This is a genomic window from Streptomyces sp. NPDC026538 (assembly GCF_055567535.1).
This window is the reverse complement of record NZ_JBVHQG010000002.1, coordinates 184,485-209,296: the sequence shown is the minus strand read 5'-3', so window position 1 is coordinate 209,296 and position 24,812 is coordinate 184,485. Positions and strand designations below refer to the sequence as shown.

The 24,812-nt window shown below is 70.1% G+C and carries 25 protein-coding genes and 1 pseudogene; 8 read left to right on the top strand and 18 right to left on the bottom strand.

Annotated features, from left to right (window positions below):
* Nucleotides 1–30 precede the first annotated feature (30 nt).
* The 16 genes from ACZ4N4_RS07815 to ACZ4N4_RS07740 all read right to left on the bottom strand — a co-directional run bounded on the left by ACZ4N4_RS07815 (nucleotide 31) and on the right by ACZ4N4_RS07740 (nucleotide 14,797).
* Nucleotides 31–852 (bottom strand): hypothetical protein, encoded by an 822-nt coding sequence (locus tag ACZ4N4_RS07815; RefSeq protein ID WP_467585688.1) that lies wholly within the window; start codon nucleotides 850–852, stop codon nucleotides 31–33.
* A 49-nt stretch (nucleotides 853–901) separates the two neighbouring features.
* Nucleotides 902–1,423 carry a hypothetical protein gene (locus ACZ4N4_RS07810; protein ID WP_467587637.1) on the bottom strand — a complete coding sequence of 174 codons (522 nt, stop codon included), beginning with the start codon at nucleotides 1,421–1,423 and terminating at the stop codon, nucleotides 902–904.
* 20 nt (nucleotides 1,424–1,443) lie between these two features.
* On the bottom strand, nucleotides 1,444–2,733 hold the full coding sequence (locus ACZ4N4_RS07805) for an MCE family protein (RefSeq protein ID WP_467585686.1): 1,290 nt from the start codon (nucleotides 2,731–2,733) through the stop codon (nucleotides 1,444–1,446).
* Complete coding sequence (locus ACZ4N4_RS07800) at nucleotides 2,730–4,019, bottom strand: MCE family protein (RefSeq protein WP_467585684.1); 1,290 nt, start codon at nucleotides 4,017–4,019, stop codon at nucleotides 2,730–2,732. The genes ACZ4N4_RS07805 and ACZ4N4_RS07800 overlap by 4 nt, the downstream gene beginning before the upstream one ends.
* On the bottom strand, nucleotides 4,016–5,140 hold the full coding sequence (locus ACZ4N4_RS07795; RefSeq protein ID WP_467585681.1) for an MCE family protein: 1,125 nt from the start codon (nucleotides 5,138–5,140) through the stop codon (nucleotides 4,016–4,018). The genes ACZ4N4_RS07800 and ACZ4N4_RS07795 overlap by 4 nt, the downstream gene beginning before the upstream one ends.
* A complete protein-coding gene (locus ACZ4N4_RS07790; RefSeq protein WP_467587634.1) occupies nucleotides 5,137–6,117 on the bottom strand; it encodes an MCE family protein in 981 nt (326 codons plus the stop codon). Before ACZ4N4_RS07790 ends, ACZ4N4_RS07795 begins: the two co-directional genes overlap by 4 nt.
* Nucleotides 6,118–6,311: 194 nt before the next feature.
* Nucleotides 6,312–7,394: an MCE family protein gene (locus tag ACZ4N4_RS07785; RefSeq protein ID WP_467585679.1), complete on the bottom strand. Its 1,083-nt coding sequence runs from the start codon at nucleotides 7,392–7,394 to the stop codon at nucleotides 6,312–6,314.
* Between the two features lie 14 nt (nucleotides 7,395–7,408).
* Nucleotides 7,409–8,644 carry an MCE family protein gene (locus tag ACZ4N4_RS07780; RefSeq protein WP_467587632.1) on the bottom strand — a complete coding sequence of 412 codons (1,236 nt, stop codon included), beginning with the start codon at nucleotides 8,642–8,644 and terminating at the stop codon, nucleotides 7,409–7,411.
* A gap of 5 nt (nucleotides 8,645–8,649) precedes the next feature.
* A complete protein-coding gene (locus ACZ4N4_RS07775) occupies nucleotides 8,650–9,453 on the bottom strand; it encodes an MlaE family ABC transporter permease (protein WP_467585677.1) in 804 nt (267 codons plus the stop codon).
* 3 nt (nucleotides 9,454–9,456) lie between these two features.
* Entirely contained in the window at nucleotides 9,457–10,227 is a 771-nt protein-coding gene (locus ACZ4N4_RS07770; protein ID WP_453569848.1) for an MlaE family ABC transporter permease, read from the bottom strand.
* Nucleotides 10,224–11,168: an ABC transporter ATP-binding protein gene (locus ACZ4N4_RS07765; protein ID WP_467587629.1), complete on the bottom strand. Its 945-nt coding sequence runs from the start codon at nucleotides 11,166–11,168 to the stop codon at nucleotides 10,224–10,226. The genes ACZ4N4_RS07770 and ACZ4N4_RS07765 overlap by 4 nt, the downstream gene beginning before the upstream one ends.
* Before the next feature lie 168 nt (nucleotides 11,169–11,336).
* Nucleotides 11,337–12,371, bottom strand: coding sequence for an RNA polymerase sigma factor (locus ACZ4N4_RS07760; RefSeq protein WP_467585674.1), 1,035 nt, complete (start codon nucleotides 12,369–12,371; stop codon nucleotides 11,337–11,339).
* 54 nt (nucleotides 12,372–12,425) lie between these two features.
* On the bottom strand, nucleotides 12,426–13,484 hold the full coding sequence (locus tag ACZ4N4_RS07755; RefSeq protein WP_467585671.1) for a lytic transglycosylase domain-containing protein: 1,059 nt from the start codon (nucleotides 13,482–13,484) through the stop codon (nucleotides 12,426–12,428).
* Between the two features lie 177 nt (nucleotides 13,485–13,661).
* The gene (locus ACZ4N4_RS07750; RefSeq protein ID WP_467585669.1) at nucleotides 13,662–13,805 is read right to left on the bottom strand and encodes a hypothetical protein; all 144 of its coding nucleotides are present in this window, start codon (nucleotides 13,803–13,805) and stop codon (nucleotides 13,662–13,664) included.
* A 247-nt stretch (nucleotides 13,806–14,052) separates the two neighbouring features.
* Nucleotides 14,053–14,433, bottom strand: a complete 381-nt coding sequence (locus ACZ4N4_RS07745) for a hypothetical protein (RefSeq protein WP_467585666.1) — start codon at nucleotides 14,431–14,433, stop codon at nucleotides 14,053–14,055.
* A 205-nt stretch (nucleotides 14,434–14,638) separates the two neighbouring features.
* Complete coding sequence (locus tag ACZ4N4_RS07740; protein ID WP_467585663.1) at nucleotides 14,639–14,797, bottom strand: hypothetical protein; 159 nt, start codon at nucleotides 14,795–14,797, stop codon at nucleotides 14,639–14,641.
* Between the two features lie 357 nt (nucleotides 14,798–15,154).
* On the opposite strand from ACZ4N4_RS07740, the pseudogene ACZ4N4_RS07735 reads away from it, so the two are divergent.
* The 3 genes and pseudogenes from ACZ4N4_RS07735 to ACZ4N4_RS07725 all read left to right on the top strand — a co-directional run.
* Nucleotides 15,155–15,359 (top strand): annotated as a pseudogene (locus ACZ4N4_RS07735) (transcriptional regulator); the annotation flags it as partial.
* 67 nt (nucleotides 15,360–15,426) lie between these two features.
* Nucleotides 15,427–15,678, top strand: a complete 252-nt coding sequence (locus tag ACZ4N4_RS07730) for a DUF397 domain-containing protein (protein ID WP_467585660.1) — start codon at nucleotides 15,427–15,429, stop codon at nucleotides 15,676–15,678.
* Nucleotides 15,679–15,760: 82 nt separating this feature from the next.
* A complete protein-coding gene (locus ACZ4N4_RS07725; protein ID WP_453569887.1) occupies nucleotides 15,761–16,576 on the top strand; it encodes an SAM-dependent methyltransferase in 816 nt (271 codons plus the stop codon).
* A 544-nt stretch (nucleotides 16,577–17,120) separates the two neighbouring features.
* On the opposite strand, the gene ACZ4N4_RS07720 is transcribed toward ACZ4N4_RS07725, so the two are convergent.
* Nucleotides 17,121–17,252, bottom strand: a complete 132-nt coding sequence (locus ACZ4N4_RS07720; RefSeq protein WP_467585657.1) for a hypothetical protein — start codon at nucleotides 17,250–17,252, stop codon at nucleotides 17,121–17,123.
* Nucleotides 17,253–17,411: 159 nt separating this feature from the next.
* On the opposite strand from ACZ4N4_RS07720, the gene ACZ4N4_RS07715 reads away from it, so the two are divergent.
* Entirely contained in the window at nucleotides 17,412–18,047 is a 636-nt protein-coding gene (locus ACZ4N4_RS07715) for a nucleotide-binding protein (RefSeq protein ID WP_453569893.1), read from the top strand.
* Nucleotides 18,044–18,268 (top strand): hypothetical protein, encoded by a 225-nt coding sequence (locus ACZ4N4_RS07710; protein ID WP_467585654.1) that lies wholly within the window; start codon nucleotides 18,044–18,046, stop codon nucleotides 18,266–18,268. The genes ACZ4N4_RS07715 and ACZ4N4_RS07710 overlap by 4 nt, the downstream gene beginning before the upstream one ends.
* Before the next feature lie 261 nt (nucleotides 18,269–18,529).
* Here the strand turns inward: ACZ4N4_RS07710 and ACZ4N4_RS07705 are convergent, their stop codons facing one another.
* Complete coding sequence (locus ACZ4N4_RS07705) at nucleotides 18,530–19,519, bottom strand: helix-turn-helix transcriptional regulator (protein WP_467585651.1); 990 nt, start codon at nucleotides 19,517–19,519, stop codon at nucleotides 18,530–18,532.
* A gap of 95 nt (nucleotides 19,520–19,614) precedes the next feature.
* Here ACZ4N4_RS07705 and ACZ4N4_RS07700 point away from each other — a divergent pair, with 95 nt between their 5' ends.
* The 3 genes from ACZ4N4_RS07700 to ACZ4N4_RS07690 all read left to right on the top strand — a co-directional run bounded on the left by ACZ4N4_RS07700 (nucleotide 19,615) and on the right by ACZ4N4_RS07690 (nucleotide 24,697).
* On the top strand, nucleotides 19,615–20,013 hold the full coding sequence (locus ACZ4N4_RS07700) for a VOC family protein (protein WP_453569902.1): 399 nt from the start codon (nucleotides 19,615–19,617) through the stop codon (nucleotides 20,011–20,013).
* A 219-nt stretch (nucleotides 20,014–20,232) separates the two neighbouring features.
* Nucleotides 20,233–21,651 carry an MFS transporter gene (locus ACZ4N4_RS07695; protein WP_453569904.1) on the top strand — a complete coding sequence of 473 codons (1,419 nt, stop codon included), beginning with the start codon at nucleotides 20,233–20,235 and terminating at the stop codon, nucleotides 21,649–21,651.
* 241 nt (nucleotides 21,652–21,892) lie between these two features.
* A complete protein-coding gene (locus ACZ4N4_RS07690; protein WP_467585648.1) occupies nucleotides 21,893–24,697 on the top strand; it encodes a discoidin domain-containing protein in 2,805 nt (934 codons plus the stop codon).
* Nucleotides 24,698–24,812 lie beyond the last annotated feature (115 nt).

The window sequence follows — 24,812 nt, the reverse complement described above, 5'->3', positions numbered from 1 at the left end:
CTGCCCTTCAGCCCCCGGAAGAAGTAGATGTCAGAGTGCGTCGACCCCGCTCACCCTCCAGCCGTCGGACGTAAGGGCCACTGTCATCCGCACCCGGTTCAGGTCCACGCGGGAGCCCGAGACCTGGGTGCTGGTGGTCACCTGGTTGACGAAGAGGAGGACCACGGCTCGGTCGGCCGAGGCTGAGATCACGGAGGCCGCCGGGGAGCCGCCGGGGGGCTGCGCCACCGTGGCCTTCACCACCCCGTGATACTTGCTGGCCGTCGGCCCGACCACCGTCGTGGTGGTCTTCCGGTACTCGTCGCGGAAGTGCCCGGTGAGCCGGGCGCGGGCCGCGGCGAAGTCGCGGTCCAGGTGCCTGTAGTCGTACGACAGCACGACCGGCGCCGCCTGGCGTGCGGCCGCGAGTGCCTGACCGCGTGCCTGTTCGGCCCGCACACCCTCCCGGTAGCGCCACCCGAGAACGGTGGCCGCGACCAGGCCCGCCAGGAGCAGGACACACAGGGCGGCAGTGAGCAGCCGCCGCCGACCGTGCCGCGTAGCCGTAGCCGTAGCCGTAGCCGTAGCGGGGCCGGGCTCGCCCTCCTCCTGCGGTGGGTCCTCCTCGAAGCACTCCGGCGAGGGCTCGGGCGGGTCGTCCCAGCCGTCCTCATCGGGGGCCTCGATGAGCACGGTGCGGCCGGCGGTCGGTGCCGCGGGCCGTCCCGGGGCCTCCTCTTCGGTGGCCGCCGGGTCCGGTTCGAGGTGGCCGCGCTCCGCGCGCTTGGCCGCCGCGCGGGCGGCCGCGGTCATGGTGTGCCGGGTGCCGGATCCGGAACCGGAGCCGCGGCTTCTGGTGGTCGTCTTCGCCACGGTCTTACTCCTCATGTCCTCATGGGTCGTATTGGCGGGGAGGGCGCGGTCAGCCGACGAACTCGACGTCGGAGGTCAGCCAGCGGCCGTTTCGGTGCACCAGGTCGAGCTGTAGGCGGTAGGTGCGCGCCTCGCCCTTGGGGGCGGCGGTGTTGGTCACCTTGCTGTCGGCGACCACCAGGACGCGGGCCGAGTGCTCGTCGGAGCGGACGATGCCCGCGTCGAGGACCTGGCCCTCGGACACGGACTCGTTCGCGGCGACCAGCTTGGTCAGCTGCTCGGTCTGCGCGGCGAACTGCTTCTTGAAGTCGCCGGTGGCGCCCCGGAGGACGTTCGCGCTGTCCCGGTCGTAGTGCCGGTAGTCGAGCGACGTGAAGTTCAGCGCCGACTGGCGTGCCGCGACCAGGATGTCCTGGCGCCGCTGCGCCGTGTCGTGCTGGTCGTACAGCCCAAGGATCAGCCAGATCGTCAGCGCCGTCGTGAGGACGGTCGCCACGGCGAGCGCCACCGACCACGCCCTGCCCGACCACGCTCTGCTCGACAGGGTCTTGCCCGACACGGTCACGCTCATGGTCCTGTTCATGGTCCCGCTCATGCCATCGGCCCTACTAGTAGCCATTGCCACGACTCCTTTCCGAACACCGCCTGTTGGCCACCCGTCGAGCCGATCTCGACCGGTCTTCCGTCCGGGCCGGTCGTGGTGCCGGTCTCCGGGTCGTAAGGCGTGATGTACGGCGTCACGTACGCCGCCTGGTTCGCATCGCCGGAAGCGGCCGACGCGCCGGGGGCGTTCTGCGCGCCCCGTACTGACGTCTTGCTTCCGCGCGGGGCCGTGCAGTGCGCGTCGGTGTTCGCCTCGCGCGGGCGGGTGTCCGAGGGGTCGCGCCGTGCCGTGCCGTACCCCTGCGTGCACGGCGGCGGGTCGTCGGCGTTCACCACCAGGCCGAAGTGGGTGGTGCCGTCGCCCGGGACGACCGTGTAGCTGCCCGCGACCAGTGCCGGGAAGGTGACCAGGGACTGTTCCACGCCGGGCAGGTTGGCCAGCGTGACCTGGCCGCCGCTGATCAGATTGGCCAGCAGGACCGCCAGTCGCGGTGAGATGTTCTTCAGCAGCGAGTTCACCTGCTGCGCGGCCGGTGTCGCGTTGCCGATCAGCTTGCGCAGGTCTCCGTCGCTCGACTTCAGCTGTGCCGTGAGAGCCGCCAGGTCGTGCGCGAATGACTTGATGGACGAGCCCTGGTCGGACTGCGTCTTGAGGACCTTTCGCGAGTCCTCGATCAGCGAGATCGTCTGGGGGAGTGACTCGGAGGCCGACTCCACGAGCGCGTTGCCCGAGTCCACCAGTCGGCTCAGATTCGGGCCGGTGCCCGAGAATGCCTTGCCCAACTCGTCCACGGTGACTCGTAGATCGTCCTTGCCGACCGAGTTCACCAGCCGGTCCAGGCTCAGCACCAGGTCCGTCGTGGGCAGTGGCACGCGCGTGCTGCCGCGCGGGATGGCGCTGCCGTCGAGGAGGTATGGGCCATGCGAAGTACGTGGCTGTAGATCTACGTACTGCTCGCCCACCGCCGAACGGTTCGCCACCACGGCGAGGGTGTCCGCCGGGATGCGTGGCGTGCCGTCCTTGATGTCGAGAGCGACCGAGACGCCGTCGGAGCCGGTCAGCCGCAGCGCGCCGACGCGACCCACCGGCACCCCACGGTAGGTGACCTCGGCGCCGGGGAAGATGCCCCCGGAGTCGGCGAAGTCCGCTTGCACGGTGTAGCCGCGGCCCAGGACGTCGTCCACCAGACCGGTGTACTCGGCGCCGACGTACGACACCCCGACGGCGGTGACGGTGGCGAAGGCCAGGAGCTGAGCCTTGACCGTACGGGTGATCACGGCTGAACTCCCTTCAGCATCAGCTCCGCGAGCGCGAGGTCTATCCCCTCGGGCAGCCCGCCTCGGGTGGTGTAGCTGCTGGTGCACACCGGCGGGCACAGCGGCCCGCCCCCGCCCGAGGGGGCCGACGGCACCGAGGGTGACGTCGGCAGGCTCGGTGTGCTCGGCAGCGCGGTGGGTGCCGGCACGCTCGGCAGATCGGGGAGATCGGGGAGATCGGGGAGATCCGGTACGTCAGGAGTGCCGGGCTTCTGGGAATCGCCCCTGCCCCGGCCGGAGTTGCCGTCCGTCAGGTTTCCGTAGAGGTCGGACAGATCGAGGTCAGCCGTGATGTCGAGGTTGACGTAGTCCCCCTTGACGGAGTCCACCGCGTTGCGGGGGAACGGGTAAGTGGTCAGCAGCTCAAGGGAGTTGGGCAGATCATCGCCCGCCTTGTTCAGCTGTCGCAGGATGGGCCGCAGCTGTTTGAGGTTCTCGACCGTGTCGTCGTGCGAGGCGTTGACCACCTTGGTGCCCGTCTTGCCCAGCTTCGACAGGGCGGTGAGCATCCTCGTCAGATCACGGCGCTGGTCGGCCAGGACCTTCAGGGCAGGTGGCATCGTGTCGACGGCCTGGGCGATCGACTTCTTCTCCTTGCCGAGCCGCCCCGCGAGCCGGTCGACGGCCTCGAGGGCGTGGACGATGTCCTTCCGTTGGTCGTCCAGGCCGCCGATGAAGGTGTTCAGCTCCTTGAGCAGCGATCTGACCCGGCTCTCCCGGCCGTCGAGGGCTTTGTTCAGCTCCACGGTGATCGTCTTGAGCTGGGCCACCCCGCCGCCGTTGAGCAGCGCGGAGAGCGCGGACAGCACCTCCTCGATCTCCGGGTTGCGGCCGCTGCGGGACAGCGGGATGCGGTCGCCGTCGCCGAGCCGGCCGATGGGGGCCGTGCCGGTCGGGGCGGAGAGCGCGACGTACTTCTCGCCGAGCATGCTGGTCTGCCGCAACTCGGCGACCGTGTTGGCGGGCAGCTTCACCGAGTCGGCGACCCGCAGCCGTACGCGCGCGTGCCAGCCGTCCAGTTCCACCTTCTCGACCGCGCCCACGGTGACGTTGTTGACCTTCACCGCCGACTGCGGCACCAGGTCGAGGACGTCGCGGAACTCGACGGTGACGTGGTACGCGTGGCCGTCGGCGGCGGCTCCGCCGGGCAGCCGGACGTCGTACCAGCCGTTGAACTCGCAGCCGGACAGCAGCAGCGAGCCGACCGCGGCCCACGCGACCACCCCGACCTTGCGCAGCGCGCTCATGCGCTCGCCCCCAGAATTCCGCCGAGCGTCCGGTCGACCGTTCCCGTCACCGCGGAGCCCTGAGGCACCTTCGGCAGGGAGTCGAAGAGGTCTTTGAGCTCCTTGCAGTCGGGGTTCTTGCCGCCCTCGTCGCCGGTCGTCTTCAGTACGGAGCACAGCAGTGAGGCCGGATCCTGTGCCTGCTGCGCGTTGTTGCGGGTGTCGAGGGTGCCCGAGGACGGGTTGTAGGCGTTGTTCAGGTTCGACAGCCCTGTGGGAGCGACCTCCAACAGCTCAGCCAGTGCGGCCCGTTGGGTGACGAGCACCTTCGTCACCTTGCTGAGGCCCTGCACGTTCGAGGTCAGCGACTTCTTGTTGTTTTTCACGAAGGCGGACACGTCGCCGAGCGCCGTCCCCAGGTTCTTGAGTGCGTCCGCGAGGTCCTTGCGCTCGCCCGCGAGCTGTCCGGCGACCTCGGCGAGGCTGGTGTTGAAGGACCGCACGCTCTTGTCGTCGGCGGCCAGCGCGGCCGTGAACACCTGCAGGTTCCGCACGGTGCCGAACAGGTCTGTGCGGCCGTCGGACAGCGTGGTGACGGCCTGCGAGAGGTCCTCGACCGTCCGGTTGAGGTTCTCGCCCTGGCCGTCGAGGTTGTCCGCGCTCACCCCGAGCAGCCGCGACAGCGAGCCGTCCTTGTTGGCGCCCTGGGGGCCGAGCGCGTCGGCCGTCGTGTGCAGGCTGTCGAAGATGCGGTCCAGTTCGACCGGTACGGCCGTCCGTGTCTCGGGGATGACGGCGCCGTTCCGCAGAACCGGGCCCTTTCGGTACACCGGCAGCAGTTGTACGTAACGGTCGCTGACCACCGAGGAGTTGATGATGGCGGCCTTGGCGTCCGCCGGCACCTTGCGGCCTTCGTCGTACTTCAGCTCTACCCGCACCCGGTCGCCCTCCGGCGTGATCTTCTCGACCTCGCCGATCCGGACGCCGAGGACGCGGACGTCCGAGCCGGGGTAGATGCCGACGGTGCGCGGGAAGTACGCGGTGACGTGCACGGACTCGGAGCGCGGCCACAGCACGTAGGTGAGCGCGGCGACGAGGGCGAGTGCGGTGACCACGGCCACGCGCCTCTTCAGGTTCTTCACCGGGTGCCTCCCGCGCGCGGCACCACGGGAGCGGCGACCAGGTTCTGGACGTAGCTGTCGAACCAGCGGCCGTTGCCGAGGGCGTTGCTGAAGACCCGGACGTAGGGCGCGAGCAGCTTGACGCTCCGGTCGAGGCTGGATTGGTTCCGTTCGAGCATCCGCACCACGGTGTTCAGGCCCTTGAGCGCGGGCCCGATCTCCTTGTCGTTGTCCTCGACCAGGCCGGAGAGCTCGATGCCGAGCACGGCGGAGCTCTTCAGCAGCTGGTGGATCGCCTTGCGCCGCTTGCTGATCTCCTTGAACAGCTGGTCGCCGTCCTTGACCAACGCGGTGAAGTCCTCGGAGTGCTCGGCCAGTACGCCCGTGACACCATTCGCATGGTCGAGGAGTTCGCCCAGCGCCTTGTCGCGCGAGGCGACCGTCCGGGAGATCTTCGACAGGCCCTTGATGGATGCCCGTACCTCGGCGGGCGAGTCCTGGAACGTGGTGGAGATGGTGTCCAGGGCCTTCGCCAACTGATTGGTGTCGACCTTCTCCGTCGTCGTGGTGAGATCGCTGAACGCCTGCACGACGTCGTACGCCGGAACCGTCCTCTTCAGCGGTATCTCGCTGCCGGGCTTCAGCTGTCCCGGTCCCTTGGGATGCAGCGCGAGGTACTTCGCGCCGAGGATCGTCTTGACCCGGATCGAGGCGCCGGTCTCGGTGCCGAACCCCGGACCGCCCTTGATCTTGAAGGTGACCTTGACGTGGTCACGGTCCAGATCGACGTCCTTGACCTTGCCGACCTTGACGCCGGCGATCCGCACCTCGTCGCCGGGCTTGAGGCCGCCCGCCTCCGAGAAGGCCGCGCTGTACGTGTCTCCGCCGCCGATCAGCGGCAGGCTGTCGGCGTTGAACGCGGCCACGGTCAGCAGCGCGAGGAAGGTGAGACCGACGGCTCCGATCACCACGGGGTTCCGCTCACGGAACGGGGTCAACCGCGGGCGGCGTATCCGTATGCGGGGCAGCTTGGGCGGGTCGATGCCGACTTTGAGCAGGGGTTCCGGGCGACGGGGGCGCGGTGCCCGGCGCGGAAGCAGCCGTATCCTCGGGAGCTTCGGCGGGTCGATGCGGACCTTGACCAGCGGCTCTGGGCGGCGCTTACCAGTCCTGCGCGGAAGGAAGTGCTTTGTCATGCGCCGCACCTCGCCCTCGCCACGTGCAGCTCGGGAGTGAGCACCTGCTTCGTCTTCGGCAGCACGATCCGGCCGTCGAAGTCGCAGAGGTAGAAGTTGAACCACGAGCCGTAGGACGCCGTCCCCGTCAGCTCGCCCAGCTTGTTCGGCAGCCGCTTCAGGACGCCCTCCACGGTGTTCTCGTTCTTGTTCAGCGTTCCGGTGAGATCGGTCAGCTCGGCGATGTCGCCCTTCAGGGGCGGACGCGCGTCCTTGAGCAGCCCCGAGGTGGCGTCCGTCAGATCGCCGATGCCCACCAGGGACTGCCCGATGGGCTTGCGGTCGGCGGACAGCCCCGAGATCACCCGACGCAGTTGCTTGAGCAGCCCGGAGAAACGGGCGCCGCGCTTGTCCAGCGTCCCCAGCACGGTGTTCAGGTTGTCGATCACCGAGCCGATCAGCTTGTCGCGGCCGGCCAGCGTCGTGGTGAGCGAAGCCGTGTGCGCGAGCAGGCTGTTGACAGTGCCGCCCTCGCCCTGGAGGGTCCGGATGATCTCGGTGGCGAGCTGGTTGACGTCCTGCGGGCTGAGCGCCGCGAACAGTGGCTTGAAGCCGTTCAGCAGCGCGTTGAGGTCCAGCGCGGGCTGGGTGCGCGACAGCGGGATCGTGGCGCCGGGCCTCAGCCGGGTGCCGTCTCCCGCGCCCTCGGTCAGGGCGACGTAACGCTGTCCGACCAGGTTCCGGTAGCGGATGACCGCGCCGGTGCTGTTCAGCAGCGGCCGGTCCGCACCGACAGTGAAGGTGACCTCCGCCAGCGTCCGGTCCTTGATCCGGATGCCCTCGACCTCGCCGACCCGCACCCCGGCCACCCGGATGTCGTCGCCCTTCTCCAGGCCCGTCACGTCGCTGAACACCGCGCGGTACGTGTGTTCGGGGGTGAAGGAGATGTTGACGATGGTGGCGGCGAGCAGGGCCGTCGCCAGGATCGTCACCAGGGCGAAGAGGCTGAACTTGATCAGCGGGGCGGCGGCCTGCCGGGCTCCTGACGTGCTCGTGGACCTCGTAGTCCGCGCGGTCTTCGCGGTCTTCGCGGTCTTCATGATCCTCGTGATCCTCATGCGACGCTCACCGCCGTCCCGCGCGCCATCGGTCCGAACAGCAGCGTCGCGACCGGCGGTACCTCGTCGGCGGGCACGCCCATGACGGGCGCGACGAGCGAGCCGACGGCGCGCTGTTCGGTCCGGGTGGCGGAGACGCCGGCCGGGCCGGACGAACCGCCCTTCGCCGAACCGTCGTCGAGGTGGACCCCGGGCGCGGGCACCGGCGGATGGGGCAGGTCACGGCAGTTGGGCCCCGACCGATCGTCGTAGCGCGGATACTCGCCGGGTTCGTACGCCCCCTGCTGGCGGACGACTTCGAGCGTGATGTGCATCTTGCCGCCCCGGAAAGCCTGCTCGGATGCCTGCTCCTCGCGCACCAGGCCGGCAAAGAGGCACGGGTACTCGGGCGAGTAGCGGGCGAAGAGATCGAGCGTGGGGCGGGAGACCCGGCCCAGGGTGATCAGCCGGTCGCCGTTCGCGTCGAGGAAGTCGTCCGCTGTGCCCGCGGCAGTGGCCGTCGTGGTGAGCGCGGACGCGAGCCGGTCCCGCTGCTCGACCAGCGTGCGGCTGGTGGTGACGGTGTTGCGCAGGATCTCCATCAGGTCGGGGGCCGCGTCGCCGTACACCTCGGCGACGTCGGCCAAGCGGGCGAAGTCCTCGGTGAGGGACGGCAGGTGCGGATTGAGCCGGTGCAGATAGTCCTCCACACGCGTGAGGTTGTCGCCGATCCGGTCGCCGCGCCCCTCGAGGGCGGTGGCGAACGCGGAGAGCGTGGCGTTGAGCTTGCCGGGCTGCACGGTCCGCAGCAGCGGCAGCAGGTCGTTCATCAGCTGCTGGAGCTCGATGCCGACGCGGGTGCGGTCCTGGGTGATGACATCCCCGGCGCGGATGGGCCGGCCCGAGGAGCGCGCGGGCGCGACCAGGTCGACGTACTTCTCGCCGAACAGGGTCTTGGGCAGCAGGCGTGCGTGCACGTCGGACGGGATGGACGCGACGTACTCCGGCTTGAGCGCGATGTCGAGCGTCGCCTTCGTCCCGTCGGCGTGGACCGCGCGCACCTCGCCGACCAGCAGCCCGCGCAGCTTGACGTCGGCGCGGGGATCGAGTTGGTTGCCGATGCTGTCGGCCTCCAGCTCGATCCGTACAGCCGGGGTGAACACCTGTTGGTACACGGCGACGGACAGGGACAGCAGCAGCGCGAGCACGGCGAGGAACACGACGCCGTACAACCGCAGTCTCAGCACTCTCATACGGCTCATCCCGCAATCCGTACGGTCGTGTTGGCGCCCCAGATCGCGAGCGACAGGAAGAAGTCCAGGACGTTGATCGCCACGATCGAGGTGCGCACGGCGCGGCCCACGGCGACGCCGACGCCCGCCGGGCCGCCGCTCGCGTAGTAGCCGTAGTAGCAATGCACCAGGATGATCAGGACGGCGAAGACGAGCACCTTCCCGAAGGACCACAGCACGTCGACCGGCGGCAGGTACTGCTGGAAGTAGTGGTCGTAGGTGCCCGCCGACTGCCCGTAGTAGCCGGTGGTGATGGTGCGGGCGGCAAAGTAGGAGGACAGCAGCCCGACCACGTACAGCGGGATCACCGCGACGAAACCGGCGATCATCCGGGTGGTCACCAGGAACGGCAGCGAGGGCACGCCCATGACTTCCAGGGCGTCCGTCTCCTCGCTGATCCGCATCGCGCCCAGCTGCGCCGTGAACCCGGCACCCACCGTCGCGGACAGCGCGAGCCCCGCCACCAGCGGCGCGATTTCCCGGGTGTTGAAGTACGCCGAGAGGAACGCCACGAAGTTCGAGGTGCCGAGCTGGTTGAGCGCGGCGTAGCCCTGGAGGCCCACCTCCGTGCCGGTGAAGAACGACAGGAAGGCGATGACGCCGACCGTACCGCCCACGACGGCGAGGGCGCCGCGTCCGAAGCTCACCTCGGCGAGCAGCCGCAGGATCTCCTTCTTGTACCGGCGTACGGTGCGGCCCGTCCACGCCAACGAGCGGCCGTAGAAGGACAGCTGGCTGCCCAGTTCCTCCAGACGATTCAGCAGCGCCATGACTCAGCCCCTCTGCGGAACGACTTGGAAGTACACGGCGGTCATCACGAAGTTCGTCACGAACAGCAACATGAAGGTGATCACCACCGACTGGTTCACCGCGTCGCCCACACCCTTCGGGCCGCCCTTCGCGGTGAGTCCCTTGTACGAGGCGACGATCGCGGCGATCGCGCCGAACACCAGCGCCTTGATCTCCGCCGCCCACAGGTCGGAGAGCTGGGCGAGCGTGGTGAAGGAAGCGAGATACGCGCCCGGCGTGCCGTTCTGCAGGACGACGTTGAAGAAGTAGCCGCCCGCGACGCCCACCACCGACACCAGGCCGTTGAGCAGCACTGCCACCACCATCGACGCCAGGACCCGCGGGACGACCAGCCGGTGGATGGGGTCGATGCCCAGCACCTGCATCGCGTCGATCTCCTCGCGGATCTTCCGCGCCCCGAGATCCGCGCAGATCGCCGTGCCGCCGGCGCCCGCGATCAGCAGCGCGGTGACGATCGGCGAGGCCTCCCGCAGCACCGCGAGGACCGAGGCGGCCCCGGAGAAGGACTGGGCGCCGAGCTGCCGGGTCAGGCTGCCGATCTGCAGCGCGATGACCGCGCCGAAGGGGATGGACACCAGGGCCGTCGGCAGGATGGCGACGCTCGCGACGAACCAGGCCTGCTGGATGAACTCCCGCGCCTGGAACGGCCGTCGGGGGATGGTCCGGACGACGTCCAGCGCCATCGCGAAGAGGTTCCCCGAGTGCCTCAGCGCCCCGGTGGGTGACAGCCTCATGCGCCGGTCACCGCCTTCCGGTGCAGCTCGGCCTCGCGTCTCGCGATCGCCTCCCAGCGGGGCGGACGGGCGATGCCGGGGCCCGGCATCAGGCGCGGCGTCATCTCGTTGCCGACGTGGCGGGGTGTGCGGTCCGCGTCGCCGAGCCGCGCCAGCTCCTGCTCGACCTGCGCGGCGTCCTTCTCCTCCGCCATTCCGATCGGCCCCTGCATCCGGCCGTTCAGAAACTGCCGTACGACGGGCTCGTCGCTGGTCAGCAGGTCCTCACGGGGCCCGAACATGACCAGCTCACGGCGGAACAACAGCCCGATGTTGTCCGGCACCTGGCGGGCCGAGGCGATGTCGTGCGTGACGATCAGGAACGTCGCGTCGATCTGCGCGTTGAGGTCGACGATCAGCTGGTTGAGATAGGCGACGCGTACGGGGTCGAGGCCGGAGTCGGGTTCGTCGAAGAGGATGACCTCGGGGTCGAGGACCAGGGCTCGGGCGAGACCGGCTCGCTTTCGCATGCCGCCGGAGATCTCGCCGGGCAGCTTCCCCTCCGAACCGATCAGCCCGACCATGTCCATCTTCTCCAGCACGATGCGCCGGATCTGGCTCTCGGACTTGCGGGTGTGCTCGCGCAGCGGGAAAGCGATGTTGTCGTACAGGCTCATCGAGCCGAACAGCGCGCCGTCCTGGAACAACACCCCGAACAGTTTCCGCACCTCGTAGAGCTCGTGCTCGCGCAGCTTGGTGACGTCCCGGCCTGCGACCTTCACGGAACCCCGGTCCGGCTTCAGCAGTCCGACGAGCGTCTTGAGGAACACCGACTTGCCCGTGCCCGAGGGGCCGAGCATGACCGAGACCTCCCCGGCGGGCAGCGTCAGCGAGACGTCCTGCCAGATGACCTGGTGACCGAAGGACTTGGTCAGCCCTTCCACACAGATCTCGACACCCATCCGGTCCACCCTTCGGCCGTGGAGCAGCTCCGACATCTGCTCTACGGGGAGGGGCCGGGCGTCCGTCGCGACGGAGGCGGTTTTTTTCGGGGGTCTTGCGGGCGGGTTTCCGGCGGCTCGACGGCCGCGCTTTCCGCTGGTTCTACGGCAGTCCTTTGTCCGGCGGTTCTACGGCAGCGCGGTCGGGGTCGGTACGTCGACCGGGGCGGAGGGCGTGGCGGGAGCCTCCGGGAGGGCCGGAGGCGTCATCGGGACCGTGGCCGGCAGATCGGGCAGGTCGGGCACGCTCGGCAGGTCGGACACGCCGGGGACGTCGGGGACGGACGGCACTGGTGACAGCGAGGCGTCCGGCGTTGGCACCGACAGAGGCGGCAACGACCGGTCGTCATCGCCGGGCGGCACCGTCGGCGTCGCTGCGTGGGACGCCGAGGCGGCCGACAGATCACGGGCGTTCGGGGCGGCCTCCCGGCCGACGCCGTCGGGCCGGCCGGTCTGCGTGGTCGCCTGGGCCATGCGGGACACGGAGGGTCGGGGAGTCGTGCCCTGCCTGTCCCCGTCGTGGACGTACGGCAACACGAACCCCGCCACCACCAGGGTCGCGGCCGTCGAGGTCACCGCCACGGCCTGCGCGTGTCCGCCCGCGCGCAGCTTGCCGCGCCCCCACAGGAACAGGGCGAGGCCCAGCGTTCCGGCCAGCGAGTTGCGCAGCGTGCGCCGGGCCCGGGCGAGCAGCGACTCGACGGTGCGATAGCTCAGTCCCATGCGCACGGCGACCTGGCCGACGTCGAGGCCCTCGGACTTCAGCCGGAGCGCCTCGGCCTGGCGCGCGGGCAGCTCCCCGCTGCGCACGGCCAGCCACCTGGCCTCGGCCCGGTCGCACACCGCCTCCTCAACGGGCACCGGACCCGGCGCGGCGAGTGTGGGGCTGCGGTGTACCTCGGCCTCACGGTTGACCTGGCGATACCGATCGACGCACAGCCGCATGGTCACGGTCGTCAGCCAGCCGCCGAGGCGCTCGTCGTCCAGGTCGGGGCGCTCCGCGGCGCGCAGCATGGCCTCGTGCACCGCGTCCTCGGCGTCCTCCGGGCTCATCGACCTGCGCCGGGCCACCTTGAGCAGTTGCTCGCGGTGGCTCCACATGTGCTGCCAACGGTCGTGGGCCGCCTGTATCTCCGCAGGCATGTCCGGCATGTCCGTCGCCATGAGGGCCCCTTTGCGCTCACCCGCCGGTCCTGTGCCGTCCGGCGGGTGGTGACATTACCGCCCGGTAGTCGCGGTTGTGGAGGGGGCGGAGGTCGTCGAATCGCCGCTGTTACTGGTCAGCGGACCGCCGCTGGGCAGCAGGTCGTCGCCGGGCAGTTCGATGTCCACGCCCGGCGAGGGGAGTTGGGGCTCCTCCGTCGGAGCGGCCCCGCCCGCCGGACGGGACGTGCCGGGGGCCGGCGAGGGACGTGCGGACGGTGTCGGGGAGGGGACGGCGCTCGGACGGGCGGACGGTGTCGGCGAGGGCTTCGGCGTGGACGGCGGCCGCGACGGCTCCGGGTGCGCCGAGGACTTCGCGGAGCTGTCCGGCACCACCCGGCACCCTTCCAGGAAGTACGCGTACCAGGCCCTGACCGTGCGCAGATACGCCTCCGAGTGGTTGTAGCCGAGGACCGCCCGGTCCAGCTCGACCGGGTCGGAGAGGTCTCGTCCGCCCGCGCACAGGTAGCGCCCGGCGGCGAGCGCCGCGTCGAAGACGTTGTCCGGGTCGGCCCGCCCGTCGCCGTTGCCGTCCGTGCCCCAGCGGGCCCAGGTCGACGGGATGAACTGCATCGGTCCGACCGCCCGGTCGTAGGCCGCGTCCCCGTCGTACGCGCCGCCGTCGGTGTCCCGCATGACAGCGAAGGCGCCGCCGTCCAGCCGCGGCCCGAGGATGGGCGCCACGGTCGTACCGTCCGCCGTCACCCGACCGCCGCGCGCCTGCCCGGACTCCACCTGACCGATCGCGGCGAGCAACTGCCACCGCAGCCGGCAGCCGGGCGCGGTGCGTGCGAGTTCCGCCTCGGCGTGCCGGTAGGCGCCGAACACGCCCGCGGGCAGCGCGGCGCCCGCCACCGACGCCTCGCCCTTGCGTTCCCGGGTCCCCAGCCGCGGGAGGTCGGTGCGGTACCGGGTGTCGCCCGACACGCTCGGCCCCTGCTCGGCCGGTGTCTGCCGCGGGGGTACGGAGGCCTGTGCCGGGACCGCCCCCGGCGCCTGCGACGCGGTCAGCGCCGCCATGGCCACCGCCGCGATCGCCGTACCCCTGGCACCTCTGACTCTGTGCCCTGCCACGTCGCGCTCCCTTCCCTGTGAGCTGATGTCGTCTGCTCTACGGGGCAGGGCGGCGGGTCCGTCGCACGGAGCGGGGCGATTTCGGGAAACGGGGTCCGCACGCGCGTCCGTCGAGGTCTCCCCACCACAGTGACGGGGCCGGATGGGGCGACGTGGCGGCAGGAGTTCCCCTGTCGGTCAGGAAGGATTCGAGAGGGAATTACGGAGCAGTTGGTGGCGCAGGGCCAGGATCTCCGCCTTCTTGTCGCGGTCGCTCATGGGTAGCAGCCGGAGTACAGCGAACGTGTTGGTGGCGGTCAGGTAGGCGAGACGAAGCAACACGAGTGCCCATCCTGCCGCAGCACCGGGCAAGCCCGTGAGCTGCACGGATGACATTCTCGGCAGGCGCGACGCTCCGGCCAGGTCAGTCGCGGACGGATACCGAGCTGTCGGCGCAGTACCGCGACCTCATGGCGAAGTGCGAGCAGCTCGACGTCCCTCGCCCTCCTGGGGTTATCAGAACCGCCGGTGGACGGCTGCTGCTGTCACTGGTCAGGTGAATCAAAGATCCGGACATCGCCGAGTGGGATCACCGCGCCTCATCGCTCCTCGAAGACAAGGGCGCCCAGGTGTAACGGATGCGCACTCCGTGGTCGTGGAGCCAGGTGGTCTCGCGGTTCCGGAGTTCGTGCGCGGACTCCGGGGCGATGGCGCTGGGCCAGCGGACGAGTACCGCGGCGACGTGGCCTGTCTGTACCAGCTCCCTCACACGCTGCCACCCTCTGCGCCGGGCCGGGTCGGGCTCACCGTACGTGTCGGTGACGACCTCGGCGATCGTCAGTCCGCGCTCCTGGGCGAACGCCTGGCCTTCCGTCTGCGCGCACTGCGTGGCCGCCCCGCGCGCACCCGGGGCTCGGTCCGCGCATACGTACAGCACGACGGGAGGAGCGGCTTCGCTGTGGGAGCTCATGGGCGCCTTCTGTAGGTCGATCGAGGAGAAGGGGTTCCTCGCCGCGTGAAGGGGACGTAACGGGGCCGTGCGGTGCCGACAGCGGTCTCTGCCGTTGGACGGAGGAACTGGCCTGCTGCGCAGCAGGCCGTGCCTGGCCACGCCGCATCCGGGCTGTCGCTGCCGGGGTTGGCGCCCCATTCGGCGCCGGCCGGTGCCCATGGCGTCAGGGGCAGGCCGTCAACTCCGCCCAGACGACCTTGCCTCGGCTCGCGTCGAGCGTGCGGAGCAGCCACGCACGGAGCCGGTCGCGTACGGTGTCGCGGGCGGATCTTGCGCTGGTGCGCAGGGCGGGCAGGCCGAACCAGTACTCCCGACGAGGCACGGTCGGGGCCAAGGCGGGGGGCAAGGCCGGGGCTGAGGGCGTGGGCAGAGTCACGGATGTCGCCTTCCAGTGCCGTCCGGGGGGCGGGCGCGCTGTGGGGATGCGGGCTGCGGCTCGAGCGGTGAGAGGCAGGCGCTGTGCGGTGGGGTGCCGACGACGGCATCAGCAGCACGCGTCCCGTCCGGGCCGGATGCTGCGTCAGAGCTGTGACTTGACCGCTCACATGTCAACTATGCGCGTGATCGTGCTCACGCTGCAACCGACTCCCTGATAATTTCAGAAGTCGGTTATCACGCTGGCGTCCTCATCAAGTCACTGTAAGAATGGTGTTGTTGGTGATCACTCAGGAGGTTGGGCGTGAGTGAAGCCCGTTCCGGCACCAGCGCGCCGACAGTCCTGCGCATGATCCTCGGCCGCCGGCTGCAGGACCTGCGGCTCGGTGCCGGTGTCTCGCTGGAGGACGCGGCAAAAGCACCTGTGCGTGAAGACTCTGACGACCCGTCGGCTGGACAAGGCCGAGGTCGCGCTGAAGCCTCTCTACGTGGAGAAGCTCCTGGAGACGGTATGGCGCTGCTGACGTCGTCCGAGGACAGCAGGGCGCTCTTGAACCGCATGCGCAAGGAGTACTCATGACGATCGCCGACGAGGGCATCCACCACGGGACGCCGGCCCACAGTCTCGGGGAACAGGGCTGGGAGCGGCCTTGGAGCAGGCCGAACGGTGGTCGGTGCGTCGAGGCGAAACAACTCGCCGACGGCCGCGTGGCCGTACGGCAGTCGACCGACCCGGCCGGACCGGCGCGGATCTACCCGCCGGAGGAGATCGCCGCGTTCGTCCGCGGGGTCAAAGAGTGCCTGGCCGATCACTTGGCCGCCGGGTGAACCGGCGGCGGGCAGAAGGGACGACGACACCGGTCCCGTTCCTGGCCTGCGGGCCGACAGACACACGCATGAAGGGGAGAACATGTCCACCAGTCAGGCCAGCCGGAATCTCGACACGAGCAGGGCGCACTCGGCCCGGATGTACGACTACTTCCTCGGCGGCAAGGACCACTTCGAGGTCGACAAGGAGGCCGCCCTGGTCGCCGCCAAGGCCCACCCCGGCCTCCCCGTGACCGCGCGCGAGAACCGGGCGTTCATGCACCGGGCCACCCGCGTGCTGGCGCAGGAGCACGGCATCCGCCAGTGGCTCGACATCGGCACGGGCATCCCGACCGAGCCCAACCTGCACCAGGTCGCCCAGTCCGTCGCGGTCGACGCCCGCGTCGTGTACGCCGACAACGACCCCCTCGTCCTCAAGTACGCCGAACGCCTCATGCGCAGCACGACGCAGGGACGCACGGCCTACATCGAAGCCGACGTCACCGACCCCGATGCGCTGATGAGCGCCGTGGAGGACTCCGACATCCTGGACTTCGACCAGCCCATCGCCCTCTCCCTCAACGCGCTCATGCACTTCGTCACAGACCCGCACGACCCGTACGCCATCGTCCACCGGCTGCTCGACCCGCTCCCGACGGGCAGTGCCCTTGCCATGAACCACTGCACGCCCGACTTCGATCCCGTCACCTGGAACAAGGTCGCGGAGGCCTACACCAACTCCGGGTCTCCGGTGCAGTTCCGTTCGCACAGCGACGTCCGCCGTTTCTTCGACGGGCTCGACCTGATCGAACCCGGCATCGTCTGCTGCCACCGTTGGCGGCCCGCCGGACCCGCCGACGGTACGGAGATCGCGGACGCCGAGATCAGCCTGTTGGCGGGCGTAGGCATCAAACGCTGACCGGGGTCAGGCCGACAGTCCGGCCGGCTGGGCACTCGCGCCCGCAGCGCAGTTGACCAGGCGGAGCCATGGGAGCTGTGGGAGCTCGAGACTCACAAGGTTGTCCTCGAGGGCAGCGCGTAGTGCCTCGGGCCGCTGGGCGAGCCTTAGGTGCGGCCCAGGGCTGCCCGGAGGCGTGAGGGGGGCGCTGATCTCGGGCCCGTGGGGTCGATGCGCGTTGTAGTGCCGTTCGAAGTCGGCGAGGACTTGCCGGGCGTGGGCCTCGGTCACGAGCAGGACGTGGCCGAGGGACGCGGCGGCGTGCTCGCGAGTACCGCATGCGGCCTGGCCGGCACGGATGAGGTGCTTGGCAAGATCCACGAGCGCGGCCCGGCCGGCCCAGGGACGGCAAGAGTGGCAGGCTAGCGCCCGGATCCACCGTCAACATCGGCACCGGCGACACCACGCTACTCACCCTCACCACCGGGTCCAGCGGCACCGTCTCAGCGAAGCACCGGCACCAGCTTCTGGGCCAAGCAGACGACGGCACTCGCCGGATGCGCCTTTACAAGTCCTCGAAGAGCTTCACCACCCAGCCCGGCGAGCTGGTCATCGTGACCGTCACCAACGCCGAGAAGACCAGCGACACGACTCCGGCCCCCACATCCTCCACGAAGCCGTCTGACGAGCCGACCATCGTCCCGGCGAGAGCTGCCGGCTCCCTGCCGGTCCCCCTCGGGCCTTGCGACTTCCGTACTGGCCCATACGAATGATTCACCGGCGCCGCAGGATGAATGATGGCACTGTGTGCCCCGGGTCGGCGGCCGACAGCCGCTCGCGAACATACGTTGACTGTGTGTCGCTGAGCTACGCCTTTGTGAACCTTAAGCCCGGGGTGGGAAAGACGACCAGCGCAGTCTGGTTGGCCCACGCACTTCACGAGTGGGGTATCCCACCACTACTGGTCGACAGCGACCCCGCTTCCTCCGCGCTGCGCTGGAGCGAATTGGCAGGTGGCTTCCCGTTTCCTGTGGTCGCTCTTCCGGTGGGCGATGTGCACCGGCGCGTGAACGACTTCCTGGGCGAGCGGCAGGCCGTCGTATTCGACGCTCCGCAGCTGGAGGACCACGCGCATATCGCCCGCAGCATCATGAGGTACGCAAGCGAATGGATCGTGCCGGTGACTCCGGCTCCCATCGAGCTGGATCGCATGGCGCCCATCGGCGGGGAGATGGGCGACGTACAGTCCTTGCGCGTCCAGCCGGCCCACGCCGCCGTTCTGCTGAACCGAACGAATCGTGCCGAAGCCACGCGTACCGGTCCCGATGCCGACGCCCGCGAAGCCCTCACCGAGCGGGGATTCGACGTGTTGTCCACGCACATTCCGCGGCTCGACTTGTACGCCCAGTCGTTCGGAAGTCCGGTGGAGGTCAAAGGCTCGGCGTACATGGACCTCGCAGACGAACTCATCAAGCGACAGGACAAGGCATGAATCAGCGCAAGGACACCTATCGAGCCGCATTGCAGCGCGGACCGGACGCCGTCGTACCGCGTCCCGTCAAAGTCACTCAGCTGCACACCCGATACGTGCGGCTGACCATCGAGCTCGACACCGGCTTGCCGCGTGACCTCGTGCAATGGGCAGGGGCACCGGTGTCCGCGATGGTGCGGGCCGGCGCCGCCGCCCTGCGACCCCTGAGAAGCGCCCCGTAAACCGGGGTGACGCAGTCGTGCGTGAACCGGCCTCCGCCCGTCGCCCACTGGTCTGAGTCCGTTCCCGGTACGCGGACATCTCGGCGTAGGAAGAGTGCCGAGGGCACATCATCCTGGCGCGGGTAGAGCCGCCCTTGCGCCACCACGACCGTATCGTCAGCGGTCAACTCGCCCCTCGGACACAGACGCATCACCCCAACTTGTGCGGGCCGAGCTGAGGCTCGGCCCGCACAAGTTGTTTCACCTCGGCCGCCTTCGCCGTCACGCTTCGCGGGCGTAGGACGCGAGGCGGTCGGCGAGCGCGGCGACGAGGTGACGCAGTTCGTCGGGGCGCTCCACGACGAACGGCCGGTCGAGCGAGGCGAGTACCGGAGGCAGCCAGTCGAGCCGTTCCACCCGCAGTTCGACGCGCAGCCAGCGTCCGGCCGCCCGGTCCTGGTCCGTCACCGGCTCGTGGTCCTCGACGCTCGCGACGCCGGCCGGAAGACGGGCGCGGATCTGCTCGACCGTCCCGTGGATCCGCAGGGTCACCTCGTGCCGGTACTCGGCCGTCGCGAACCCGGACAGCACGCGCTGTGCCGGACCCGGCCCCGGGGGCACCTCGAAGGAGCCGGGCAGGGTTCTCGCGTCCGCGATGCGGTCGAGCCGGAAGGTCCGGTCCTCGCCGATCCGGGCGTCCCGGCCCGTGACGTACCAGCGGCCCGAGTGGGCGACGATCCCGTACGCGTGCAGCGTGCGTTCGCTGCGCTGTCCGTCGCGGTCGGTGTAGCGGATCGAGACCGGTCGGCGGTGGCGCACCGCATCGGCGACGGCGAGCAGGACACCGGCGTCCGGGGTGTCGAAACCGCCGGGCCGCTCGGTGAACGCGAGCGTCTCCAGGAGCGCGTCGAGCCGACGGGCGAGGTGCTGGGGGAGCACCCGCCGGATCTTCGCCGACGCCGTCTCGTTCGCGGTGCGCTCCGCCGTCGTCAATCCCGCCCGGCGGCCGGAGACCAGGCCGAGCAGCACGGCCAGCGCCTCGTCGTCGCTGAGCATGAGCGGGGGCAGGCGGTACCCGGGGGCGAGCCGGTACCCGCCGTAGCGGCCGCGCACCGACTCCACGGGCACGTCCAGGTCGATCAGCTGGTTCACGTACCGCCGCACGGTGCGCCCCTCGACGCCGAGCCGGTCGGCGAGTTCGGCCACGGTCCGGGTGCCGCCCGACTGCAGCAGCTCCAGGAGGGTCAGCACGCGGCCGGTGGGGCGAGGCATGGTCATAATCTAGCGCGGATACCGGACCGATTCTGTCCACTATTTTCCCTAGCCTGCGCAGTGCACGCCTTCAGCACAGCAGCCAAGGAGATCCCATGGACTTCGTCTCGATCCGCATCATCACCGGCGACGTGGCGCGCCTCGTCGAGTTCTACGAGCGAGCCACCGGGGCGCGGGCGACGTGGGCCACCGCGGACTTCGCCGAACTCAGGACCGCGGGCGCCACCCTCGCGATCGCCGGGACCCGCACGGTTCCGCTGTTCGCCCCGGGCTCTGCCCGCCCGGCGGACAACCGCAGTGTGATCACCGAGTTCCTCGTCGACGACGTGGACCGCGTTCACCGGAACCTGACCGGCTTCGTCACCGAGTTCGTCACCGAGCCCACCACGATGCCCTGGGGCAACCGGTCGCTGCTGTTCCGCGACCCCGACGGCAACCTCGTCAACTTCTTCACCCCCATCACCCCGGCCGCCAAGGAGAAGTTCGCACGCTGACACCGCCCGCGGCGGCCCACGCGGGAGCGCTGGGATCCCGGGGCCCCCGACCCGCGGCCCGAGGCCGGCTTCGGTTGACGGTTGCCTCGACGATCGAGAAGCCGGTCGCGCGCCGACGTGATCATCGGGACGGCGCCCGAAGCGCTTCCCGGGTTCGCGAGACATGTCCCCTATGGTGACTTCTGGGTGCGTCTCGACGGACGGGATGGAGATGGTGCCGTGGCGTTCGCGGAGCCGGCCGACGGTGGTGAGCCGACGTCCCGTACCGGGCCGCACCCGGAGTCCGGACGACGGTCCTGGGCGCCGCTGCTGGCGGTGTGCGCCGGGTATTTCATGGTGATCCTGGATGTGACCGCCATCAACGTCGCCGTGCCGGTGATCGGCCGGGAGCTGTCGGCCTCGCTCACCGGCATCCAGTGGATCACCGACGGATACACCCTCGTCTTCGCCGGGTTCCTGCTGACCGGCGGCGCGCTGGGCGACCGGCTGGGCAATCGCCGGGTCTTCTGCTCGGGCGTCGCCGTGTTCACGCTGTCCTCGGCCGCGTGCGCGCTCGCCGCGAGCACCCCGTTCCTGGTCGCGGCCCGGCTGGCGGAGGGGCTCGGTGCGGCTCTGATCGTGCCCGGTTCCCTGGCCCTGCTCCAGCAGGCCTACCCGGCGCCGGCCGAGCGCTCGCGGGCCTTCGGGCTGTGGGGTTCGATGGCGGGCATCGCGGCCGCCGCCGGCCCGCTGCTGGGCGGGCTGCTCGTCTCCACGATGGGCTGGCGCTGGGTGTTCCTCATCAACCTGCCCGTGGGCGTGGCCTGCCTGGCGCTGACGCTGCGGCACGTGGCACGCTCGCCCGGGCGCGCGGACCGGGCCCTGGACTGGCCTGCACAGTGTGCGGTGGTGGCGGCCGTGGCGCTGCTGACCGCGGCGCTCAACGAGGCCGGACGGCGGGGCTGGTCCGATCCGGCCGTTCTCGCCGGGGTGGTCCTGGCCGTGCTGGCCGCCGCGGCGTTCGCGGTACGTGAGCGGCTGGCCCGCTCTCCCGTCCTTCCGCCGAGCCTGCTGCGGTCCCGTGCGATGAGCGGTGGCGCCGCCATCGGCCTGCTGTTCAACTTCGGCTTCTACGGCATGGTGTTCACCGCCAGCCTGGAATTCCAGCACCAGCGCGGCTTCAGCGCCCTCGGCACCGGGCTGGCGCTGTTCCCGGCGGTGGTGATGACCATGTTCGCCTCCGTCCTGTCCGGGCGGCTGACCCGCCGCACCGGCGACCGCCCGCTGGTGGTCACCGGCATGCTCCTGGCCGCCCTGGGGCTGGCCGGCTGGGCCGCCGCGGGAGCCGACCCCGGCTACCCGCTGCTGGTGGCCCCGATGATGGCCGCGGGGTTCGGTACCTCCTTCGCCCTCACCGGTTCGACCGCCACCGTGATGGGTGCCGCGCCTTCGGCGTACTCGGGCGCCGCCTCCGCCCTGTTCAACACCACCCGCCAGATCGGCAGCGCCACCGGCGTCGCGCTCGGCGGCAGCCTGCTCGCCACGGCCACCGACTACAACACCGGGCTGCGCACCAGCATGGCCATCGGCGCGCTCGCCTACCTGGCCGCCGCGTGCCTCGCGTGGCGGTGCGTGCCGGCGCTGCCGAGACGGACCTGACAACGCCCACCCACCGGCCGGGAGATCCGCCACGGCCAGGGACTTCTCGCCACCTCCATGGCGGGACTTCCGGCCGCCTCCCTGCGTCGAGAACCGCTTCATCCGGGATTTGCGGGCTTTGGCAAGAAACTTGCAGAACTTTGCACGGTTAATTCTCTGCTTCGTCAGAATCTAGCGGGCCGCATGAGGGCTCTGTACGGTCGGGGCGCCAGTTCCCCCACACACCGTTGAGGAGCCTCAGATGCTGACGATCTTCAGACCCCGGCGGCTGGCGGTGGCCGCCGTCGCCGCGGTCGGCGCGATGTGCGTGTCCGTATTACCGGCCGCCGCCACACCGGGGGCGCCCCCGTTCAGGGCGCCCCGGCAGGCGCAGACGCAGACGCAGGCCGGCGCGGCGGTGGGCGCCACGACGCCGTTCTCGGTCTACGAGGCCGAGGCGGGAACGCCGGCCGGGGGCGCGGCCGTCCGGTCGCTGACCTCGGCGCCGACGACCCAGTACTCGAGCGCGGCCCTGGAGGCGTCGGGCCATTCCTACGTCCACCTGGACGACACGGGCCAGTCGGTGCAGTGGACGAACACCACCGGGCAGCCGATCTCCTTCCTCAACGTCCGTGCCAGCATCCCGGATTCGGCGTCCGGCGGCGGTGCCACCGGGACGCTCGACCTGTACGTCGACGGCGTGTTCCGGCAGGCCCTGAACCTCAACTCGCGGCAGAGCTGGGTGTACGAGGGCAACGGCAACTACAACACGAGCGACAACCAGAACCCTGCCGACGGCGACCCGAGGGTCTTCTGGGACGAGTCGCACACCTTCGTCACCGGGGCCCCGATCCCGGCGGGCGCCACCTTCTCGCTGCGGAAGGACTCCGCCAACAGCGCGTCCTTCTACGACGTGGACTCCGTCGACGTGGAGAACCCGCCGGCGCCGCAGACGCAGCCCGCGAACTCGATCTCGATCACGACCTGCGGCGCGGTGGCGGACGACAACCCGACCAACGGCGCGGCCGACAGCCACTCGGTGGACAGCCGGGCCGCCATCCAGACCTGCATCGACCAGGCCGAGGCGCAGGGAGAGATCCTGTGGATCCCGCGGGGCACCTTCTACGTGAAGGGCACCGCGGGACTCAACGCGCAGGGCATCACCATCGCGGGCGCGGGGCTCTGGTACAGCACGATCTACCGGGACGTCCCGGTCCCCAACAGCACACCGCTGGCAGCCCTGTTCGACCTGACGTCCTGCACGGTGCGTAACTTCCACATCGACGCCAACGCCGTCAGCCGCAGCACCATCGGCGGGGACGGCGGCGCGATGGACACCACCGGCACCGACTGGCTGGCCGAGGGCATCTGGACCCAGCACACCATGTCGGGCTTCTGGGCCTCCGGCACCGGCGGGACGGTGAAGAACAGCAGGCTGACGTCGATCTGGGCGGACGGGATCAACGTCAACAACGTGTCGCTGGGCGCGGACACCGGCAACAACCTGACGGTCACCGACAACTTCGTCCGCGGCACCGGGGACGACGCGATCGCCATCAACTCGGTGAACTACAACACCAACGGCGACGGTTCCAAGACCTACTACAACCCGATGACCGATGTCACCGTCAGCGACAACACCTCGATCGCGCCGTGGGGCGGCAAGGGTGTCGGGATCTACGGGGGCAACGGCCACCAGGTCAAGGACAACTACATCAGCGACACGGCCCGCTACATCGGTCTGGGCGCCGGCCGCTTCGGTGTCAACGGCAGCGACCTGCTCTCCGCGACCGTGACGGGCAACACCGTGGTCCGCTCCGGCGGCAACGCCTACAGCCAGGGCCAGCCCGCGCTGCACATCGGCAACGGCGGCGACGGGCAGAACACCGGGATCGTCGACAAGGTCACGGTGACCGGCAACACCGTCGCCGACTCCCTCTACGACGGGATCGGCTTCTCCACCTCGACCAACACCCTGCTGCAGGACAACACCGTCAGCGATCCCGGCCGCAACGGCATCGCGATCTCGCCGTCGTTCTACCCCGCGCCGACCGGTTCCGCGACGATCACCGGCAACACGGTCACCGGGCTCAGTGCCGGTGCCTCGGCCTACGTCAACAACTCCAGCGGGTTCGTCGCCACGCTGAGCGACAACCACTGGCCGCCGGCCGCTCCCGAAGGCCCCTACGGCGGAACCCCGGCCGCCGTGCCCGGCACGGTGCAGGCGGAGGATTACGACACCGGCGGCCAGGGGGTGGCCTACAACGTCACCTCCGTCAACGGCAACGCCTACCGCGCCGACGGGGTGGACCTGGACAGCACCTCGGACACCGGCGGCGGCTACGACCTGGGCTGGACCGGCGGCGGACAGTGGTTCCGCTACACCGTGGACGTCGCCACGGCCGGCACCTACACCCTCGGCCTCCGCGTCGCGGCCCCCTCCGCGGTGACCGGCGCGCTGCACCTGTCGAACGCCGCAGGCACCGACCTCACCGGAGCCGTCGACCTGCCCGCCACCGGCGACTGGCAGACCTGGGCCACCGTGACCACCCGCGTGACCCTGCCCGCCGGCCGGCAGACCCTGACTCTCGACCAGGACACCGGCGGCTGGAACATCAACCACCTGGACTTCGCCGCGACGACCGGCACCCCCGGGACCAACCTCGCCGCCGGCAGGCCCACCAGCGAGTCCAGCCACACCGACGTGTACCCGTCGTCGAACGTGACGGACGGCAACCAGGGTTCCTACTGGGAGAGCGCCAACAACACGTTTCCGCAGTGGGTCCAGGTCGACCTGGGCGCGGCCCGGACCGCCTCCCGCGTGGTCCTGCAACTGCCCGCCGCCTGGGGCGCCCGCACCCAGACCCTGACCCTCGGCGGCAGCACCGACGGCACCACCTTCACCACCCTGAAGTCCTCGGCCGCCTACACCTTCGACCCGGGCACCAGGAACACCGTCACGCTCACCTTCCCCGCCGCCACTCGCCGCTACTTCCGCGTCACCGTCACCGCCAACGACGGCTGGCCCGCGGGCCAGGTGTCCGAGTTCCAGATCTGGACCTCCTGACCCCGTCCTCCGCCGGTGCCGCCGGACACCCGGTCCTGCGGCACCGGCATGTGTGCGGCCCGGCGCCGGGCGCGACTCTCGACAGGCACATTAGATCTTGCGGGTTGAATTTTTA

Coding starts and splice junctions, on each gene's coding strand:
- ACZ4N4_RS07810 (WP_467587637.1), bottom strand. CDS start 1,423: ATGAGCGTGACCGTGTCGGGCAAGACCCTGTCGAGCAGAGCGTGGTCG.
- ACZ4N4_RS07800 (WP_467585684.1), bottom strand. CDS start 4,019: ATGAGCGCGCTGCGCAAGGTCGGGGTGGTCGCGTGGGCCGCGGTCGGC.
- ACZ4N4_RS07785 (WP_467585679.1), bottom strand. CDS start 7,394: ATGAAGACCGCGAAGACCGCGAAGACCGCGCGGACTACGAGGTCCACG.
- ACZ4N4_RS07780 (WP_467587632.1), bottom strand. CDS start 8,644: ATGAGAGTGCTGAGACTGCGGTTGTACGGCGTCGTGTTCCTCGCCGTG.
- ACZ4N4_RS07775 (WP_467585677.1), bottom strand. CDS start 9,453: ATGGCGCTGCTGAATCGTCTGGAGGAACTGGGCAGCCAGCTGTCCTTC.
- ACZ4N4_RS07770 (WP_453569848.1), bottom strand. CDS start 10,227: ATGAGGCTGTCACCCACCGGGGCGCTGAGGCACTCGGGGAACCTCTTC.
- ACZ4N4_RS07765 (WP_467587629.1), bottom strand. CDS start 11,168: ATGGGTGTCGAGATCTGTGTGGAAGGGCTGACCAAGTCCTTCGGTCAC.
- ACZ4N4_RS07760 (WP_467585674.1), bottom strand. CDS start 12,371: ATGGCGACGGACATGCCGGACATGCCTGCGGAGATACAGGCGGCCCAC.
- ACZ4N4_RS07745 (WP_467585666.1), bottom strand. CDS start 14,433: ATGAGCTCCCACAGCGAAGCCGCTCCTCCCGTCGTGCTGTACGTATGC.
- ACZ4N4_RS07730 (WP_467585660.1), top strand. CDS start 15,427: ATGACGATCGCCGACGAGGGCATCCACCACGGGACGCCGGCCCACAGT.
- ACZ4N4_RS07725 (WP_453569887.1), top strand. CDS start 15,761: ATGTCCACCAGTCAGGCCAGCCGGAATCTCGACACGAGCAGGGCGCAC.
- ACZ4N4_RS07720 (WP_467585657.1), bottom strand. CDS start 17,252: ATGGTCGGCTCGTCAGACGGCTTCGTGGAGGATGTGGGGGCCGGAGTC.
- ACZ4N4_RS07710 (WP_467585654.1), top strand. CDS start 18,044: ATGAATCAGCGCAAGGACACCTATCGAGCCGCATTGCAGCGCGGACCG.
- ACZ4N4_RS07705 (WP_467585651.1), bottom strand. CDS start 19,519: ATGCCTCGCCCCACCGGCCGCGTGCTGACCCTCCTGGAGCTGCTGCAG.
- ACZ4N4_RS07700 (WP_453569902.1), top strand. CDS start 19,615: ATGGACTTCGTCTCGATCCGCATCATCACCGGCGACGTGGCGCGCCTC.
- ACZ4N4_RS07690 (WP_467585648.1), top strand. CDS start 21,893: ATGCTGACGATCTTCAGACCCCGGCGGCTGGCGGTGGCCGCCGTCGCC.